Annotated in this window: 16 protein-coding genes; 5 read left to right on the top strand and 11 right to left on the bottom strand. The window is 57.9% G+C overall.

All coding sequences use genetic code 11. From position 1 onward, the window contains the following. Positions 1–27: 27 nt before the first annotated feature. The 8 genes from MARHY_RS13125 to MARHY_RS13090 form a co-directional block, all read right to left on the bottom strand. Positions 28–453, bottom strand: a complete 426-nt coding sequence (locus MARHY_RS13125) for a Na+/H+ antiporter subunit B (RefSeq protein ID WP_011786300.1) — start codon at positions 451–453, stop codon at positions 28–30. Continuing rightward, a complete protein-coding gene (locus MARHY_RS13120) occupies positions 450–2,759 on the bottom strand; it encodes a putative monovalent cation/H+ antiporter subunit A (protein WP_014422216.1) in 2,310 nt (769 codons plus the stop codon). The genes MARHY_RS13125 and MARHY_RS13120 overlap by 4 nt, the downstream gene beginning before the upstream one ends. Positions 2,760–2,880: 121 nt before the next feature. Then, entirely contained in the window at positions 2,881–3,213 is a 333-nt protein-coding gene (locus MARHY_RS13115) for a Na+/H+ antiporter subunit G (RefSeq protein ID WP_011786298.1), read from the bottom strand. A gap of 15 nt (positions 3,214–3,228) precedes the next feature. Next, positions 3,229–3,498 (bottom strand): K+/H+ antiporter subunit F, encoded by a 270-nt coding sequence (locus tag MARHY_RS13110; RefSeq protein WP_011786297.1) that lies wholly within the window; start codon positions 3,496–3,498, stop codon positions 3,229–3,231. Then, positions 3,495–3,983, bottom strand: a complete 489-nt coding sequence (locus MARHY_RS13105) for a Na+/H+ antiporter subunit E (RefSeq protein WP_011786296.1) — start codon at positions 3,981–3,983, stop codon at positions 3,495–3,497. Before MARHY_RS13105 ends, MARHY_RS13110 begins: the two co-directional genes overlap by 4 nt. Further along, the gene (locus MARHY_RS13100; RefSeq protein WP_011786295.1) at positions 3,983–5,500 is read right to left on the bottom strand and encodes a monovalent cation/H+ antiporter subunit D; all 1,518 of its coding nucleotides are present in this window, start codon (positions 5,498–5,500) and stop codon (positions 3,983–3,985) included. The genes MARHY_RS13105 and MARHY_RS13100 overlap by 1 nt, the downstream gene beginning before the upstream one ends. Continuing rightward, complete coding sequence (locus MARHY_RS13095; RefSeq protein WP_011786294.1) at positions 5,497–5,868, bottom strand: Na+/H+ antiporter subunit C; 372 nt, start codon at positions 5,866–5,868, stop codon at positions 5,497–5,499. The genes MARHY_RS13100 and MARHY_RS13095 overlap by 4 nt, the downstream gene beginning before the upstream one ends. After that, the gene (locus tag MARHY_RS13090) at positions 5,868–8,669 is read right to left on the bottom strand and encodes a monovalent cation/H+ antiporter subunit A (RefSeq protein WP_014422214.1); all 2,802 of its coding nucleotides are present in this window, start codon (positions 8,667–8,669) and stop codon (positions 5,868–5,870) included. Before MARHY_RS13090 ends, MARHY_RS13095 begins: the two co-directional genes overlap by 1 nt. Positions 8,670–9,021: 352 nt before the next feature. Here MARHY_RS13090 and MARHY_RS13085 point away from each other — a divergent pair, with 352 nt between their 5' ends. After that, entirely contained in the window at positions 9,022–11,076 is a 2,055-nt protein-coding gene (locus MARHY_RS13085) for an NADPH-dependent 2,4-dienoyl-CoA reductase (RefSeq protein WP_014422213.1), read from the top strand. A gap of 66 nt (positions 11,077–11,142) precedes the next feature. Here the strand turns inward: MARHY_RS13085 and MARHY_RS18855 are convergent, their stop codons facing one another. Continuing rightward, positions 11,143–11,307, bottom strand: coding sequence for a hypothetical protein (locus MARHY_RS18855; protein ID WP_011786291.1), 165 nt, complete (start codon positions 11,305–11,307; stop codon positions 11,143–11,145). Between the two features lie 140 nt (positions 11,308–11,447). Then, complete coding sequence (locus tag MARHY_RS13080) at positions 11,448–12,440, bottom strand: GlxA family transcriptional regulator (RefSeq protein ID WP_014422212.1); 993 nt, start codon at positions 12,438–12,440, stop codon at positions 11,448–11,450. A 277-nt stretch (positions 12,441–12,717) separates the two neighbouring features. Between MARHY_RS13080 and MARHY_RS13075 the strand changes: the two genes are divergently transcribed. Further along, a complete protein-coding gene (locus tag MARHY_RS13075; protein WP_014422211.1) occupies positions 12,718–14,520 on the top strand; it encodes an acyl-CoA dehydrogenase in 1,803 nt (600 codons plus the stop codon). A gap of 174 nt (positions 14,521–14,694) precedes the next feature. Then, entirely contained in the window at positions 14,695–15,474 is a 780-nt protein-coding gene (locus MARHY_RS13070) for a crotonase/enoyl-CoA hydratase family protein (RefSeq protein WP_014422210.1), read from the top strand. 239 nt (positions 15,475–15,713) lie between these two features. On the opposite strand, the gene MARHY_RS13065 is transcribed toward MARHY_RS13070, so the two are convergent. Beyond that, positions 15,714–17,003, bottom strand: coding sequence for an alkane 1-monooxygenase (locus tag MARHY_RS13065; RefSeq protein ID WP_041654888.1), 1,290 nt, complete (start codon positions 17,001–17,003; stop codon positions 15,714–15,716). Positions 17,004–17,184: 181 nt separating this feature from the next. Between MARHY_RS13065 and MARHY_RS13060 the strand changes: the two genes are divergently transcribed. After that, the gene (locus MARHY_RS13060; protein WP_014422208.1) at positions 17,185–17,436 is read left to right on the top strand and encodes a hypothetical protein; all 252 of its coding nucleotides are present in this window, start codon (positions 17,185–17,187) and stop codon (positions 17,434–17,436) included. A gap of 79 nt (positions 17,437–17,515) precedes the next feature. Further along, positions 17,516–17,830, top strand: a complete 315-nt coding sequence (locus tag MARHY_RS13055) for a hypothetical protein (protein ID WP_011786285.1) — start codon at positions 17,516–17,518, stop codon at positions 17,828–17,830. The last annotated feature ends 18 nt before the right edge of the window (positions 17,831–17,848 follow it).

Genomic DNA, 17,848 nt, shown 5'->3' with positions numbered 1-17,848 from the left:
CTCCCCGTTCAAAAAACTGTGTTCGCCTCATCCCTCAACCTCCATCAGACCGATCACGAATGTCATCAGTGTGCCAAGGACCGCCAGATACACGCCAATGTCGAAGACGAGTACGGTCGATAACTTCAGGTAGCTGTCACCAGGCAGCGGAAGCTCCCACCAGTGGGCGGTGAGCATGGCCTGACCAGACAACAGGGCCGGAATTGTGGATGCCAGCCCGAACAGCAGGCCGGCTGCCAGGAGATCCTTCGGGTGCACCCGAAGGAGTTTGCGGGTGGCTTCCGCGCCGAAGGCGAAGGCGTAGAGAACAAACGCGCTTGCAGCGACCAGGCCCCCGATGAAACCGCCGCCGGGTTCGTCGTGCCCGCGCAAAAGCAGGAACACCGAAAACATCAGCTGCAGCGGCATGATCGCCAATGCCGCGGTGTGGAGAATCACGGTGTTGGATTTCATGGCTTGTACTGGTCCTCCGCCCTGAGCTTGATCATGGAGTAAACGCCAATTGCGGCAAGACCCAGTACAAATATTTCCCCCAGAGTATCCAGTTGCCGGAAGTCCACCAGAATTACGTTGACGATATTTTTGCCAAACGCCAGACCATAGCTGTTTTCAACGTAGTAGCTGGAAATGCTGTCAAAGTACTGGATATCCAGAACAGCAAGAATGATGAGCGTCATCACCACGCCCGCAAACACTGCGACAGACAGGTCCCGGTAACGTTCCCAGGACGAGGACAGCTTGGCAAACGGTGGCAGCCGGAACAGCACCAGCACAAGCAGAATGACGGTGAGGGTCTCCACCAGTAGTTGGGTAATGCCCAGATCCGGTGCACTGAAGTGAATGAAGGTCAGGGCCACACCAAAGCCCAGTACCCCCAGCGAAGCAACCGAGCCAAGCCGGGACCGGGTGACACAGGCAAAGACGGTCGCAGCGACAATCAGGAGCGCGATTCCCCACTCGTAGAAATAACTGTCACTGAAGTCAAAATCCAGCTGGAGACCATGCCGGGTCAGCAGGGTATAGCCTGCCAGAGAGAAGGTGACAAGAACCAGTACCAGAAGATAGATTCCGAGAACGCCGTTCTGCAGGAGCCGGGTCTGCCAGCCCGCAACCTGACTGATACCTTCCATGAAGCGGAAATAACCCGCCTCGGGGCCGATTCGGCTGGCGGCGGTATTAAGCGCATACAGGGTTGGCTGCAGTCGGCGCCAGCCTACCACCAGGAACGAGCCTGCCAGGAGACTGAGACCGGAAAGCATCAGGGGAAGGTTGATGCCATGCCAGAGGGCGAGGGCGGTTTCTACCGGGTAGCCGGAGACTGCTGAAATAGCGGCGTCCAGAACCAGATTTGCGGGCAGAGATGGCATGATTCCGAAAACCAGGGCGAGCAGTGCCAGCACACCGGGGCCGATCAGCATTGCAAACGGAGCCTCGTGGGGCAGTTTGGGCGTTTTAACAACCGGCCCGAAAAAGGGCTTGATAAACACCAGACCGGCGACGGCCACCACCAGCATGGCCGAGAGAACGGCGGCCACCAGAAGCCCGGTTTGCCATATTGGCGCATTCAACAGCGACTCCAGTAACAGTTCCTTGGCCACGAACCCGAACAGTGGTGGAAGCCCTGCCAGTGATAGGGCGGCAAGCCCGGTAATGACGGCCGTTTTGGGCATGCTGTGCCTCAGGCCACCCATCCGGGTAATATCTTTGGTGCCGGTTTCGTGGTCCAGGGCGCCGGCGAGCATAAACAAGGCGCCCTTGTACAGGGAGTGGGCCACCAGGAAGCAGATAAAAGCTGTGATGGCCAGTTCAGTACCCACACCCACCAGCATGGTCAGGGTGCCCAGCGCCATCACCGTGGAATAAGCCAGAACCTTCTTGATGCCGGTGCTGCTGTAGGCAAGATAGGCGCCGGTGAGCATGGTTAATGCACCAAACACCAACAGGGAGCCGCTCCACAACATGTCTCCGCTCATTGACGGATTCAGGCGGGCCAGCAGATACACGCCCGCCTTCACCATGGTCGCAGAATGCAGGTAGGCCGAAACCGGGGTGGGTGCCGCCATGGCGTTTGGCAGCCAGAAATGGAAAGGCGTCTGCGCGGATTTGGTAAAGGCGCCAATCAGTATGCAGACCGCGGCCGCGGTGTAATGCGGATGCTCATGAATGGACAGTTCTGACGCCAGAAGGCCCGAGAAGGAGGAATCCCCGGTGATAAAAATCAGCAGGATCAGGCCCGCCATCAACACGAGCCCGCCACCGGCGGTTACGAACAGGCCCTGGAGCGCACACTTTCGTGCCTCGGCATCTTCATGGTTGAAGCCGATCAGCATGTAGGAAGTGATGCTGGTCAGTTCCCAGAACACAAAAAAGGTAATGAGATTGTCCGAAAGCACCAGTCCAAGCATGGATGCCATGAAAGACAGCATGATGACGTAGAACCGGGCGAGGTCTTTGTGGCCTTTCAGGTAAGAACCGGCGTAGATCAGAATGAAGGTGCCGATGCCGCTGATCAAAAGGGCAAACACCAGGGACAGGCCATCGACCATGAAGTCCAGGGTTATCCCGAGCCCCGGCATCCAGGGCGTTTCAATCAGGAGCCTTTCACCACCACGGATCGTGGGAATCAGGCTGGCGAAGTAAGCTGTGAGGGAAGCGGGGAGCAGAGCCAATACCCAGCCAATGTAACTGCCTGCCAAACGATAAAGCGCCGGTACCGCGACCGCCAGCATAAAACCGGATAGCACAGCCAGTAACATCATGGGAGATGGCTCCTTTAAGGCCTGACTTTAAGTGTTTTTACAGATTCTGGTTGCCGGTAGCCCTTTGATAAATACGATCCTTTTTTACAAAAGGCTCACCGAGCCCATGGTTGCAAGGGACTCACTGATCCCAGCTTTGACCGCGAGTGTTCTTGGAGGTTCTGACTTCCAGGTGCATCGCGGCTTTTGCCAGGAAGTTGGCGCTGATGGGCGCCGTCATGAACAGGAACGCCGTGATCAGGATTTCCTCTATCCCGATGCCTCGTCCAAGCGTGCTGAAGTAAATCACGGAGCTGATCACGATGGCGCCAACGCCAACCGTGGTGGCTTTGGTTGGGCCGTGTAGTCGGGTGTAGAAATCCGGCAGTCGAGCCAGACCAATGGCACCGATCAGGGTAAAAACGCCACCGATAATCAGCATGGCGGAAATGGCGTATTCTGCGAAGGTGCTCATAGGGTGTCCTCCGGGTTATTCAATGACGCTGCCGCGCTTGAGGTATTTGGCCATGGCGACGGTTCCAACAAATCCCATAACCGCAATCAGCAGCGCAGACTCAAGGTACATGCGTGTTTTCAGCGTGATGCCCAACAGAATGATCAATGCGATGGCGTTAATGTAGAGGGTGTCCAGCGCCAGTATCCGGTCCGGCGCATCCGGGCCCTTGATCAGGCGGTACACGTTCAGCAAGGCGGCCAGCGTGACCATGGCAATGGTGATGTAGAGCGCGGTTAGCATCATTGGAACATCTCCAGCAAAGGCTTTTCGTACCGGTTCCGGATAGTGTCGATGACTTCCTGCTCGTCCTCGGCGTCCAGGGCATGAATCAGCAGCAGTGTGTTGTCATCGCTCACATCCGCGCTAACGGTGCCCGGCGTCAGGGAAATGGTGCTGGCTAGAATGCTGATAGCCAGCGGATCCGTTAGTTCCAGGGTGTAGCAGATGAACATCGGCCGTGGTGCGCGAGGGCTCAGTATCAGCCTTGCCACATCAACGCTGGCGACCACAATGTCCCACAGAACCCGCAACAGGTAGGCAGGTGTCTTCCAGGCCTTGAGCAAGGTGGGTGGATCTGGCCAGAAACCCTGGGTCATCAGGGGGATTATCCAGGCCAGGATCAGTCCAAGAACAATACTGCCGCCACTGATGCCGTCACTCAGAAATTGCCACATGACGAACAGGGTCAGGCTCAGCCAGGGGTGGGGAAACCTCAGTCGATCAAGCATCAGTCATCCTCCCCGACCATAGGCATCTGCAGGATTTCGATATAGGCATTGTTATTGTGTAGCTGTTCGGCCGTTGCATCGGTATAGCGTGTTATTGGACCGGCAAACACGACCAGGACGATCGCCAATGCGGTGAGCGCGCCTGCTGCTACAGAAATCCGACCATTCAATGGGTCCGGCTTTTCCAGGTGACCGTCGACGGTTCGCCAGAAAACAATACTGCCGGCCCGACTGTAGGCAATGATTGTGAGGAAGCTGCCAACCAGCAGCACTGACCAGAGCCAGGCCATTTCGAAACCGGGCTCAACGGACTGTAGAATCAGCAGCTTGCCAATGAAGCCGCTGAGCGGAGGCAACCCGGCGGCGGCAACGGCACCGATCAGAAACAGCACGCTCAGGAAGGTGCGGTTATGCATCCTGGGCGCGGTGATGATGCGATCGTTCGCGCTGCCGCGCTGGTTGGCTATCAGTTCCGATACAAGGAACAGGCCGCCGACGGTCCAGGTCGTGCTGAGCATATAGAACAGGGCGGCAGACAGGCCGGCTTCGGAGCCCAGAGAGATGGGAGCCAGCAGGGTGCCCACGGATATGATCACCTGCCAGGCCACAAGCGTCTTCAGGCTACCAGAGCCCAGAGCGCCTATGACGCCCATGGCCAGGGTGGCCAGAGCGATCGGGAACAGCCAATCCATGCCGAGATTGGCAAGCTCACCGGCTTCGTCGCCAAACACCAGCGGGTATACCCGCAGGATGGCGTAGATGCCCACCTTGGTCATGACCGCAAACAGAGCCGCAACGGGCGCCGTGGCTTTGGAGTAGGCACGGGGCAGCCAGAAACACAGCGGCAGAATGGCGGCCTTCAGGCCAAAGACTACCAGCAGCATCATGCCGCCGGCCTTGACGATATTCAGGCTTTCACCGGTTACCTGGGGAACCTTGACCGCAAGGTCTGCCATATTCAGGGTGCCGGTGACGCTGTAGATCATGCCCACACTGATCAGGAATATCGCCGAGCCGATCAGGTTGAGAACCACGTAGTGGAGGCCAGGTACAGTCCTTATGGTGCCTCCACCATGCATCAGCAAGCCGTAGGAGGCGATCAGAAGCACCTCGAAGGCAACGAAAAGGTTGAACAGGTCACCGGTCAGGAAGGCGATGTTGAGGCCCATCAACTGGAACAGGAACAGGGCGTGGAACTGTCGGTTACCCTCATCGGCGCCGCCGATGGCATACAGGTGACAGAACAGGGCCAGAACAGAGGTCATGACCAGCATCAGCGCGGCCAGCCGGTCCAGAACCAGGACAATCCCGAACGGCGGCTGCCAGTTGCCAAAAGCATAAATGCGGTAACTGCCGTCGTTTGCCAGCACCAGAAGGACTATGGCCGAGACCAGGATCAGCACGGTGGTTGCCAGTGCTAGGGTTCGGCGCAGCGTGATGGGGGCATAGCCCATCAGTGCCTGCAGAATGCCGCCAAGCAGAGGAATCAGAATCGGAGCGGTAAGCCAATGGTTCATTTACCGGTTACCTCCTCGTCTTCCTGCTCCGGTGCTGGCGATTTATAGGGTTGTTTGCCATCAACATGGTCATCTTCGTTATCCGCAAGGTTTCGTAGCGACATCACCACCACAAAGGCTGTCATGGCGAAGCCAATCACGATGGCCGTTAAAACCAGCGCCTGCGGCAGTGGGTCGGCATAGCTTTCCGCAGTGCCGATAATCGGTTGCTTGCCGGTAGCCAGCCGGCCAGTGGAGAACAGGAAAAGGTTTACCCCGTAAGACAGGAGTGTCAGGCCAACCACCACGGGGAACGTGCGCGCCCGCAGCAGCAGATAAACGCCGGAGGCGGTCAGGGCACCAATCACCAATGCATAGACAAGTTCCATTACGCGCCCTCCCTCTTACTCTTGATGGCCGAATGCGGCGATATGCGGCCAATGGTCACCAGCGCCAACAGGGTGGCCCCGATTACCGTGAGATAAACACCCAGGTCGAAGACCAGTGCTGACGCTACCTCGAACTTGCCGACTACCGGCCAGGTGATATAGCCGAATGTTGAGGTCAGGAACGGATAGCCGAAGGCCAGGCTGGCCGCGCCGGCAATGGTTGCGAACAACAGGCCCAGGCCAATGACGTTGTGATATTTGAACGGGATCCGGTCCTGGGTCCAGTTCAGGCCACTGGCAATGTACTGGAGGATCAGGGCTATCGAGGTGATCAGACCCGCGATAAATCCGCCGCCGGGCAGGTTGTGGCCACGCAGGAAGATGAATGCCGACACCATCAGGGACAGCGGCAACAGTGGCCGGGCAATCAAGCGCAGCATTAACGGGTAGGCATCCCGTGACCAGGCATGGCCTTCGCCATCACTGGGTGGTGGCGTTAGCGGCGTATTTTTCAGCAGCGCGTAAATGCCCAGGGCAGCAATCGCCAGAACGGTGATTTCGCCCAGGGTATCAAAGCCCCGGAAGTCCACCAGGATGACGTTGACCACGTTGGTGCCGCCACCGCCCGGTTTGCTGTTCTCAAGGAAGAAATCGGAAATCGAACTGAACGGTTGCGTCAACATGGCCAGGGTAACCAGAGTCATACCAATACCGGCAATACCCGCGATGGCGATATCCCGGAAGCGACGTTTCAGTGGGGTTTCCACGGGTGTCCAGCCAGGCATGTAGTAGAGCGCCAGCATGAGCAGAACAATGGTCACCACTTCCACCGACAACTGGGTCATGGCCAGGTCGGGCGCCGAGAAGCGGGCAAACGCCAGTGCAACGATCAGGCCCACCACGCTCAGCACAACCAGCGCGTAAAATCGCTGCCGGTGCACGGCAGCCGTCAACAGGGCACAAATGATCAGTACGCCTGCGGCAATGGCCGTGGGCCAGTCCACAGGGCTCAGCCCGGTCTCACCAATGAAGATGCCCAGATCCAGCAGTGGCATGGCAGCGACTGCCAGTACGCTGACCACAAGCAGCATGCCGTATCTTTGCAGAGAGCCGTTCTCGATTCTTGCCGTAAAGCCGTTCGCCAGGTCGACAATCCGCAGTACGATCGCTTCGAATACGGCCTTCTCGTCGATTTCCTTGAAGCGCGCGTGGAAATCAAAGAATTTCTGGCGCTGGCTATACATGATCAAACCGCCAAAGAAAGCCGCAAAACTCATGATCAGTGGCAGGTTAAAGCCATGGATAACCGCCAGTTGATAATCCGGCACCTCGCCGCCAAGGGTGGCGTGGGCGGCAGCGTATAGCAGAGGCCCGACCGATACTGCCGGGAACATGCCTACCATGATGCAGGCGAAGACCAGGATCTCCACCGGGATTTTCATGTACCGGGGCGGTTCGTGGGGCGGGTAGATGGGCAGATTGACGGGCTTGCCGTTAAAGAACACGTCGTGAATAAAACGTGCGGAATAGGCGACCGCAAAAATACCGGCCAGCGTGGCGACGATCGGCGGCAGCCAGGCCCAGATGCCGGGCAGATTCAGTTGTAGGGACTCGGCAAAGAACATTTCCTTGCTCAGGAAGCCGTTCAGCAGCGGAACCCCGGCCATGGATGACGCGGCCACCATGGCCAGAGTGGCCGTATGGGGCATGTATCGCCACAGGCCGTTAATCCGGCGCATGTCCCGGGTACCGGTTTCGTGGTCGATAATACCGGCGGCCATGAACAGTGAGGCCTTGAAGGTGGCATGGTTGATGACGTGGAATACCGCTGCCACCGCTGCCAGTTCGGTACCCATACCGAACAGCAGCGTGATCAGGCCCAGGTGGCTGACGGTGGAATGCGCCAGAAGCCCTTTCAGGTCGTGCTTGAACATGGCCACGTAGGCGCCAATCAGCAAAGTTGCCATGCCGGTAAAACTGACCATGTAGAACCATTGTTCGGTACCAGCCAATGCCGGGTACAAACGCGCCATCAGGAAAATGCCGGCCTTGACCATGGTGGCGGAGTGCAGGTAGGCCGAAACCGGCGTTGGCGCCTGCATGGCATGGGGCAGCCAGAAATGGAACGGGAACTGGGCAGACTTGGTAAACGCGCCCAGCAGTACCAGCGTCAGGGCGACGGGGTACATGGAGTGGGCTTTGATAACATCGCCGGCGGCCAGCACATCGTCCAGTTCAAAACTGCCGACAATGTTGCCGATGATCAGAATGCCCGCGAGCAACGCCAGCCCACCGCCACCGGTCACCGCCAGCGCCATGCGGGCGCCACGACGAGCGTCCTGTTTGTGGTTCCAGAAACTGATGAGCAGGAACGAGGTGAGACTGGTCAGTTCCCAGAAAATCATCATCAGCAAGAGATTGCTGGAGAGTACGATGCCCAGCATGGAGCCTTTGAAACAGAGCAGCAGCGCGTAAAACTTCCCGATATTCTCGGCCGGCTTCAGGTAATAGCGGGCATAGAGAATGATCAACACGCCAATAATCAGAATCAGCAGTGCGAACAGCAGAGACAGTCCATCGAGGCGGAAGCTGAAGGAAATGCCGATCGCCGGTAACCACTCCCAGGATTGCAGGACGGTGCCACCGTTGGCCAGTGTTTCCCAGTGCGGGAACAGGGCAGCCAGGGCAATAAGCGCCGGAACAGAAGAGGCAATCGCAATCGCTGTCCGCCCCCCAAGGGCAAACAGCGGGGCAGCTATAGCCCCCAGAAATGGCAGAAATACAACCAGCGGTAGCGACATCGCAACCTCGTTATCGGTGTTCTTTTACATGAGTACCAAAGGCGTGTTTGCCTGAGTCTAGTCTCCGACCAGCCACCGTGCACGATGAGCATCGGGATCGGGTCGGCATGGGTCAGGGTGGATTCAGCAGGAAACAGGCGGGTCCGGGAAATACGGAAGGCGTCCCCGGTGCCGCGCGATGTCAGCGGTAACGGGTGGGCGGGTGATTCTAATGCAGCCGAAGGACCTTGCGGTCATGGTTGCTCCGTCAGTCAAACTTGAAATGCGATGATACGTGGCCCGTCGGTCAGGTCAAGTCAACTTGCCATTGATCAAGTGTATACTCCCGATAAATATTCGATGAGAGTGCGCCATGACCAACGCCTATCCCAACCTGCTGAAACCGCTTGATCTGGGGTTCACTGAGCTCAAGAACCGGGTGCTGATGGGGTCGATGCATACCGGCCTCGAAGACCGTTTCTGGAATATCCACAAGTTCGCCCGGTATTTTGCCGAACGGGCGGAAGGTGGCGTCGGGCTCATGGTAACCGGTGGCTTTTCTCCCAACCTGGTGGGGCAGCTGGCCCCGCTGGCGTCTACGATGAATAACCGTGCGACTGCTTTGCTGCATCGTCATGTGACCGGGGCCGTGCATGAAGCGGGCGGAAAAATCTGCCTGCAATTGCTGCACGCCGGTCGTTATGGTTATCAGCCGCTGATTGTGTCGGCCTCGGCCACCAAGGCACCGATCAGTCCGTTCAAGGCCAGAGCCCTCTCAACAAAAGGTGTGGAACGGCAGATCAATGACTTCGTGAATGCCGCCAAGCTGGCTAAATTCGCCGGCTACGACGGCGTTGAGGTGATGGGCTCCGAAGGTTATTTTATCAACCAGTTCCTGTGTGAACGCACCAACAAGCGAACCGACAAGTGGGGTGGGCCCTACGAAAACCGAATGCGCTTGCCGGTGGAGATCGTTCGCCGCATGCGTGAGGCGGTCGGGCCGGAATTCATCATTATTTACCGCCTGTCCATGCTGGATCTGGTGGAAGGCGGCCAGACCTGGGAGCAGATCGTCACTCTGGGCAAGGCCATCGAGAAAGCCGGTGCAACCATTATCAACACGGGTATTGGCTGGCACGAGGCCCGCGTTCCCACCATCGTGACCTCGGTACCCCGCGGCGGCTTTGCGGATGTGACAGCCAAGTTCTATGGCGAGGTGGACATCCCGGTGTGTACCACCAACCGTATCAATACGCCTGAAAAAGGCGAGGAAATCCTTGCTGCCGGTAAGGCTGACATGGTGTCCATGGCACGCCCGCTGCTGGCCGACAGCGAGTTTGTCCGCAAGGCGGAACAGGGGCGCGGCGACGAGATCAATACCTGTATCGCCTGCAATCAGGCGTGTCTGGACCATGTGTTCCAGGCCAAGCGCGCCTCCTGTCTGGTAAACCCCCGGGCCTGCCACGAGACCGAACTGGTGCTCACGGTAGCGCCTGTCGTCAGGCGCGTAGCGGTGGTCGGCGCCGGTCCCGCTGGCCTGGCAGCAGCCACCACGGCGGCAAAACGGGGGCACAAGGTGACCCTGTTTGAAGCTGAGGACAAAATTGGCGGCCAGTTCAATTACGCCAAACGTATTCCGGGCAAGGAAGAGTTCTACGAAACCCTGCGCTATTTTCAGCGTCAGATTGATCTGCTGGAAATCGACCTGCGGCTCGAAACCCGTGTGGGGGCCGACGAGCTGATCGAACAGGGCTTTGACGACGTGATCATCGCCACCGGCGTCAAACCACGAACACCGAAGATTGAAGGCATCGACCACCCGAAAGTCCTTGGGTACCTGGATGTACTACGCCACAACAAACCGGTGGGCAAGTCGGTGGCTGTGATCGGGGCGGGTGGTATCGGTTTTGATGTCAGTGAATTCCTGACTCACGACTTTGGCAAGCACCCGGAAGGCGAACAGGTGAGTGTGGCTGAATGGCAGGCGGAATGGGGGGTGAATCCCACGTTTGAGGGCCCCGGCGGCCTGGCTGAACGGGCGCAGACCCCATCGCCCCGCAAGATTTATCTGATGCAGCGTAAAACCGGCAAAGTCGGCGGCGGCCTGGGCAAAACCTCAGGCTGGGTGCACCGAAGCAGCCTCAAGCATCGGGACGTCGAAATGCTCCGGGGTTGCCGTTACGATCGAATCGACGATCAAGGCCTGCATATTACCCTGACCGACAAGGACGGAAAGACCGGCGAGACCAGAGTTCTGGCCGTGGACAACGTGATCATCTGCGCGGGACAGGAAAGCTATCGGGAACTGTTCGACCAGCTTGCGGATAAAGGCGTGAAAGCGCACCTCATTGGCGGTGCTGATGTGGCGGAAGAGCTGGATGCCAAAAGGGCCATCCGTCAGGGAACCGAAATCGCGGCAGCCATTTAAAAAGTGACCTGCTACGTCATCAGTTGACCGGAAGTGGCGTTCGATAGCTGTTGTCTGGATAAATGGCTATCGAACGGTTTTCAGGGCATTGGAAATCGCCTCTGCTTCGGCTTCCAATACTTGGCAACGCAGGCTGTTACCCTGCTGACTGGCCTGCGCGAGCTGCTTGCGCTTCATATCGTATAGCCGGTTAAGTACATCGGCCCGGCTCTGCTTCAACGGTGCGTTCATGGAAACGACCTCCCCCGAAGGGTTAATACTGTCAAGATTATTTACGTACAGCGGCAAAAAATCGCCTACAAGACAGTTTGATGCATAACCCGCGCCACAGAAACACTACCAAAGACTGAATTGTGACCTGTAACACCATACTATCGGCCGAATTTCGCCCGATAGGCGCCCGGTGAAAGCTTCGTATGCCGACGAAACAGCCGGCTGAACGAGCTCACATCCTCGTATCCGACCGCCCGGGTGACCGACTCAAGCCCTCCCGTTGAGGATTCGAGTAGCCGGCGAGCCTCCTCCACACGGAGTAGCTGCAGATAGCTGGACGGTGAATCCCCTGTCGCCTGCCGGAACCGACGTAACAGCGACCTTTCGGACAACCCGGCGAAGCTGGAAAGCTCTGGCAATGAAACCGGCTCTTTGAAATGCGCCTCTAGCCAATCCTGAACCTGGTGAATCACCTTGTCTGAATGGTATCGCTTGGCCTGCAGCACGCTATAGGGAGCCTGGCTCGTGCGCCCGGCGTCAATCACAAACGCCTTCGCCAACTCCCGGGCCACCTGCGCACCTGCCAGCCGCTCCACCAGGTACACCCCCAGGTCCCACCAGGCCATACCACCCCCGGCGCAGGCTACGGGGCCATCAACCGTGACCAGCTTGTCGGCATGGAGATTTACAGCCGGAAACTGCCGTCTGAACTGTTCACCAAACCCCCAGTGTGTGGTGGCCTCCCGACCGTCCAGTAACCCCGCCGCCGCCAACAAAAACGCGCCGGTACAGTTACTGGCCACCCGAACATCGCCGGGCGTCGCAGTCTGAAACTTTGAAAGCCACTGAATCAGGAGGGGGTTGGTTTGCAGAACTTCATCAATGGGTGCACCAATGGTCGGAATAATCAGCAGGTCATCGGCACCCAGTTCGTCAATATCCTGCCAGGAACCATCCGCCAACAGGGTCACGCCATTGATGCATCGGCAGGGCTCGCCATCCTCGGTCAGCAGCCGGGTTCTGAACCATGCCGTCGGCTGCTCGCCATGAATTCGGGCCCAGGTCACCCCGGCCAGGCGAAACAGGTCGATCATACCGGTGATGGCGCTGGCCAGAGCTCCGTTAAAGCCGATGATGGTGACGGTTTTCAATGAAGGACTGCTCCGTGGTTGTGTGAAGCTTGATCAGCCGATGCTGAAGTAGGCGGGAGGTGTGGGGGAGCTTTCCGGGAGTGTACGCAGCAGGGAAGCTGCGCTCAAGCCCCGATGGATGGGTTCACGGCGTCTCCCGAAAAGTTCCCCCACACCTCCTGCCGGGCGTCAGTCACCACTAGCTGATGGCGGATTCAACCAAAAATAAGTCAGAAATGACAATTCCAACAACCATAGCCGTTATGAGACGCTATGACCAATCAACAGGAGACCAAGAATGACCGACACCCTGATCGACCGCCGCGACCTTGCCTTCCAACTTTATGAGGTGATGGACACCGAATCCCTCATCCAGCGCGAGCGCTTCAGCGAACACAGCAAAGAAACCTTCGACGCCGTCATCGAAACCGCTGACAAAATGGCGAAAGAAAAATTCGCCAACCACAACAGCGCCGCCGACAAAGACGAACCCAAATTCGTCAACGGCCAGGTAGAAATGCTCCCGGACGTCAAACAGGCCTTCGATGCCTACGCCGAAGCCGGCTTCCTCGCTGGCCGATACGACTACGACCTCGGCGGCATGCAATTGCCGGAATCCGTCATGGCGGCCTGCAACGGCTTCTTCACCGCCGCCAATCCCGGCACCGCCGGCTACCCGTTTCTGACCACCGCCGCCGCCAACCTGATTCGTGTATTCGGCAACGACGAACAGAAGACCAAATTCCTGTCCAATATGCTCAGCGGCCGCTACAGTGGAACCATGGCCCTGACCGAGCCCCACGCCGGCTCCAGCCTAGCAGACATCCGCACCTCCGCCACGCCCACCGACGACGGCCACTACCTGATCAAAGGCGCCAAAATCTACATCTCTGGTGGCGAGCAGAGCATCACCGAAAATATCGTTCACATGGTGCTGGCGAAAATCAAAGGCGCACCGGCGGGCGTAAAAGGCATCTCCCTGTTCATCGTCCCGAAATTCCATGTGGACGAGAACGGCAACCCGGGCGACCGCAACGGCGTCAGCCTCGCCGGCCTGATCCACAAACTCGGCTATCGTGGCACTACCAGTACCGCCCTGAGCTTCGGCGACGACGCTCCCTGCCACGGCTACCTGGTAGGTGAACCCCATCAGGGCCTGAAGTACATGTTCCAGATGATGAACGAAGCCCGCATCGGCGTTGGCTTTGGCGCCGCGGTGATCGGCTATCGGGGCTACATGCACAGCCTGGAATACGCCAAGGACCGCCTGCAGGGTCGTAAAGCCAGCGAAAAGAATCCGGAAAGCCCGCAAGTACCCATCATCGACCACGCGGACGTACGCCGCATGCTGCTGGCCCAGAAAGCCTACAGCGAAGGCGGCCTGGCGCTCTGCCTCTACGGCGCTCGCCTGATGGATGATCAGCACACCCACCCGGATGACCAGAAACGAATGGAAGCCGGCAAGCTGCTGGATTTGCTTACCCCGGTGATTAAAGCCTGGCCCTCGGAATACGGTCCGAAAGCCAACGATCTGGCAATCCAGGTCTACGGAGGCGCCGGCTACACTCGCGAATACCCGGTCGAGCAGTGCTGGCGCGACAACCGCCTGAACCCCATCCACGAAGGCACCAACGGCATCCAGGCTCTGGACCTGCTGGGCCGTAAAATCTGGCAGGACCAGAGCCACGGCCTGCAGTTGCTGATGCAGGAAATGCAGGTGGATCTGCAGGCGGCCACCACCGAGCGCTGCCAGCAGTGGGCTTTGTCTCTAAGTGAGACTTTGCAGCAGGCGGTAAAAGTCACCCAGAGCCTGGGTAAATCCCTGATGGGCGGCGAAGTCGACAAAACCCTGGCTAACGCCAGCTGCTATCTGCACCTGTTCGGCCACATTATCGTGGCCTGGATGTGGCTGCGGCAGGCCAATGCCGCAGCCCACGCACTGGGGTCTGCCAACAGCGACAGCGAACGCAACTTCTACCAGGGCAAACTGCAGGCCGCCCAGTACTTCTTCCACTGGGAATTGCCCACCGTGGCTCAGGATCTGGTGCTGCTGCGGAATCAGGATGATACGTGTCTGAATATGAAGGCTGATTGGTTCTGAGTTTGGAGTAGGCCCAATCTGCCGGGATCGCTTTCAGGGACACGCTACAAGCACATCCATGTGCGCTCGACTGTGGCCATCCATGGCCACAGACGGTCCCTGAAAGCGATCCCGGCAGATTGAGCCCGTATATGGGAATAGCCTGCTGACAAGAAAACGTGAAAGGAAAGCGTAATGGCTTTGGTAAATGTTGATAAGAAAAATCATATCTTGCTGATCGGCCTTAACCGCCCGGAAAAAATGAACGCCATGAACCGGGCCATGTACCACGAAATCGCTGCCGCCTATTACCAGCTCCAGAACGATCCGGAGCTGCGCGTGGCAGTGATGTACGCTGAAGGTGACCACTTCACCAGCGGCCTGCAACTGGATGACTGGGCCGGCGTGTTCGCCAACGGTAAAGGCATTGAACCCGGCGAAGGCGAACTCGACCCCTTCGATATTACCGGCGATAGCCTCACCAAACCGGTGGTCTTCGCCGCCCAGGGCATCTGCTTCACCTGTGGCGTCGAGATGATGCTCAACACCGACATCCGCGTGGCCGCGAAAGGCACCCGCTTCGCTCAGCTGGAAGTGAAACGCGGCATCTTCGCCTGCGGTGGCGCCACCATTCGCCTGCAGCGGGAAATCGGTTGGGGCAACGCCCAGCGCTACCTGCTCACTGGTGATGAATGGACCGCGGAACAGGCTTACCAGTGGGGCCTGATTCAGGAACTGGTGGAACCCGGCGAACAGCTCAACAAAGCCATGGAAATCGCCGAAAAGATTGCCAAAGCCGCACCTCTGGGCGTTCAGGGCAGCCTGAAATCGTCCAAGATTGCCGTGTCCGAAGGCCAGGAAGCGGCCAAGGAACGTCTGTTCCCGGAACTACGCCCGGTCATGGCCAGCGAAGATGTCAAAGAAGGAATCCAGTCATTCCTGGAGAGAAGAGAGGCGGTGTTCAAAGGCAAGTAGCAGGATTGCCTTGTTAATCGAGATTTAGTCCTTAGCGAATCGTCGAATCAGCGACTATCCCACGGAAGCGAAAGCGGCGGGTTGGGGCCACCCTTCCGGGAGTGTGCGCAGCAGGGATGCTGCGCTCAAGCCCCCATGGATGGGTTCATGGCGTCTCCCGGAAGGGTGGCCCCAACCCGCAGCCGGCACCATAACCGACAGGCTAGGGCCAGCAATCAAGCCAATAAATCAGTCAGATCTCAGGCAGCTTCAGACTCAGCCCCCCGAGCCGCAGCCTCCGCCGCCACTTTCGCAGCGTAATCCGCATACTTGGCCATCAACTCCTCCTTGCGATCAGGGTCCCAGTTGATCTTCGACAGATCCCCTTCATAGTGGTCAATCACCCGCTTATCCATCGTCTCGTACCACCACTGGGGCAGGTAGGCCGGCAACAGCATCGATGCGTACCCTCCCGGCAACTGGGGCGCCTTTTCAAAATGGCGCAAGGCCTGGAAACTCCGGGTCGGATGGGCGTGGTGGTCAGAATGCCGTTGCAACTGATACAGGAACAGGTTGGTCACAATGTGATTACTGTTCCAGCTGTGTTCCGGCTTCGTGCGCTCATATTTGCCATTCTTGTCCTTCTGCCGCAACAGACCATAGTGCTCGATGTAATTCACACTCTCCAACAGACTGGCGCCATAAACCGCCTGTGCCGCCAGGAACGGCACCGCCCTCGGGCCGCAGACCAGCGTCGTGGCGCCAAAGAACCCGGCCGTCATGGCCCAACCCTGTAGCAGTTCGTTATCAAGACTCCAGAAGCTCTTACCCTTGCGTTCCAGGCGTGCCTTTTCGATCTTGACCGACGACTTGATGCCACCGAACACGGTTCGGGGCAGGAACTTCCAGAAACTCTCGCCCATTCGGCTGCTGGCGGGGTCCTCAGGTGTGGCTACCCGCTTGTGATGACCAAAATTATGTTCAACCACAAAGTGGGTGTAGGCGGTGGGAGCCAAGGCGGCCATGGCCATCAGTTTGTTCAGTTTATTGGACTTATGGCCCAGTTCATGGGCGGTGTTGATGCCTACCCCGTTGATGGCGCCTACGGTCAGGGTCAGGCCGATCTTGTCCTCAAGTGGTGTGTTTTTCCGGCTGGCCAGCCAGGCGCCCATGAAGGTCATGGCGTACTGGGTGGGGATAAACGCCTTCACAATACGGTCGTAATACTTGTCCTGCTCCAAGGTCTTTACCGCCGATTCAGGAGGATTGCTCTTGTCTTCACCAATCGCCCGGTCCAGTGCCGGAATAATGCCGTGCACCAGTGCCGGCCCGGTCCAGGCCAGAGCCTTCAGTCGTTTAGGGGCCAGGGCGTAGCCAGTCAGAGCGGCAAGGCCAATGCCTGGAAGCGCAGGCCCCAACAGCCACATATAGCGCTTGGGATCTTTCCAGGTCTCGGCCTTGGTGGCGGTGTCTTTTGAATCCGGTGCCCCGGTTTTCCGGGGCGCGGCGACCTGGTGCGTGTCGAGCGAGGATTTCACTTTGGCGTTCATATGGGCTCTCCGTGGAACTCGTTGTGTTTGTTTGTTCAATTTATGTCGGACAATCTTGCAATACAACAAGTAAGAGAGTCTGGTTAAGCGAACTGGCCTCTAATGACAATCAGGCTCCAGCTGGCGAATCCAGAGCTTGTGGTCCAGACTTTTGGAAACAAAAAAAACAGGGAAGCGTCGAATGAGTGCCATAAATCCATCTCCGGCCACTATGTCCTGGACGTTGCAGCACCGGCTCCAGGAATACGCGCGCGCCATGAAGCTGGCAGAAATCATCTATCAGGACCCGAATGGGCAGGTCTGCGTGGTTCACGGCGTTATCCGGGAAGTGCTTAGCCGGGCCGGGCGGGATTTCGTGGTGCTGGGAAAAGGACAGGTGGTCTCAGCGGACCACATCATCATGATCGACGGTGAGCGGTTAACGAAAGGGTAATCGCCCGGTAATTGCTATTGACCGCGGGCTGCCTCTACTCTGTTGGCGTTGTACACATATACCGACAGAGGGACATGTTATGAACAAGTTTACCTTGAGCGCACTCGCACTAGTTGCCACGCTTGGACTTTCTGCCTGCAGCTCCGAGAGCGATGAAGGCGCGGATTTTGAAGAAGCGGGTGAAAATGCCGAGGAAATGATGGACGACGCCGCTAACGCCACCGAAGAAACCTGGGAAGAAGCCACGGGTCAGGATGAAGGCGTGATTGGTGAAATGCAGGAAGGTGCCGAAAACGCCGGCGACGAGATTGAAGAAGCCGCGGATGAAGCGGGTGACTCCATGGAAGAAGCAGCGGACTCCATGGAAGAAGGCTACGACGAAATGACTCAGTGATCAGCTGAGTTGCATCGC

This window comes from Marinobacter nauticus ATCC 49840 (genome assembly GCF_000284615.1).
Taxonomy (GTDB): domain Bacteria; phylum Pseudomonadota; class Gammaproteobacteria; order Pseudomonadales; family Oleiphilaceae; genus Marinobacter; species Marinobacter nauticus.
The sequence above is the reverse complement of the archived record's forward strand: the minus strand, read 5'-3'. Positions and strand labels throughout refer to the sequence as shown.

Coding starts and splice junctions, on each gene's coding strand:
- MARHY_RS13125 (WP_011786300.1), bottom strand. CDS start 453: ATGAAATCCAACACCGTGATTCTCCACACCGCGGCATTGGCGATCATG.
- MARHY_RS13120 (WP_014422216.1), bottom strand. CDS start 2,759: ATGATGTTACTGGCTGTGCTATCCGGTTTTATGCTGGCGGTCGCGGTA.
- MARHY_RS13115 (WP_011786298.1), bottom strand. CDS start 3,213: ATGAGCACCTTCGCAGAATACGCCATTTCCGCCATGCTGATTATCGGT.
- MARHY_RS13110 (WP_011786297.1), bottom strand. CDS start 3,498: ATGATGCTAACCGCGCTCTACATCACCATTGCCATGGTCACGCTGGCC.
- MARHY_RS13105 (WP_011786296.1), bottom strand. CDS start 3,983: ATGCTTGATCGACTGAGGTTTCCCCACCCCTGGCTGAGCCTGACCCTG.
- MARHY_RS13100 (WP_011786295.1), bottom strand. CDS start 5,500: ATGAACCATTGGCTTACCGCTCCGATTCTGATTCCTCTGCTTGGCGGC.
- MARHY_RS13095 (WP_011786294.1), bottom strand. CDS start 5,868: ATGGAACTTGTCTATGCATTGGTGATTGGTGCCCTGACCGCCTCCGGC.
- MARHY_RS13090 (WP_014422214.1), bottom strand. CDS start 8,669: ATGTCGCTACCGCTGGTTGTATTTCTGCCATTTCTGGGGGCTATAGCT.
- MARHY_RS13085 (WP_014422213.1), top strand. CDS start 9,022: ATGACCAACGCCTATCCCAACCTGCTGAAACCGCTTGATCTGGGGTTC.
- MARHY_RS18855 (WP_011786291.1), bottom strand. CDS start 11,307: ATGAACGCACCGTTGAAGCAGAGCCGGGCCGATGTACTTAACCGGCTA.
- MARHY_RS13075 (WP_014422211.1), top strand. CDS start 12,718: ATGACCGACACCCTGATCGACCGCCGCGACCTTGCCTTCCAACTTTAT.
- MARHY_RS13070 (WP_014422210.1), top strand. CDS start 14,695: ATGGCTTTGGTAAATGTTGATAAGAAAAATCATATCTTGCTGATCGGC.
- MARHY_RS13065 (WP_041654888.1), bottom strand. CDS start 17,003: ATGAACGCCAAAGTGAAATCCTCGCTCGACACGCACCAGGTCGCCGCG.
- MARHY_RS13060 (WP_014422208.1), top strand. CDS start 17,185: ATGAGTGCCATAAATCCATCTCCGGCCACTATGTCCTGGACGTTGCAG.
- MARHY_RS13055 (WP_011786285.1), top strand. CDS start 17,516: ATGAACAAGTTTACCTTGAGCGCACTCGCACTAGTTGCCACGCTTGGA.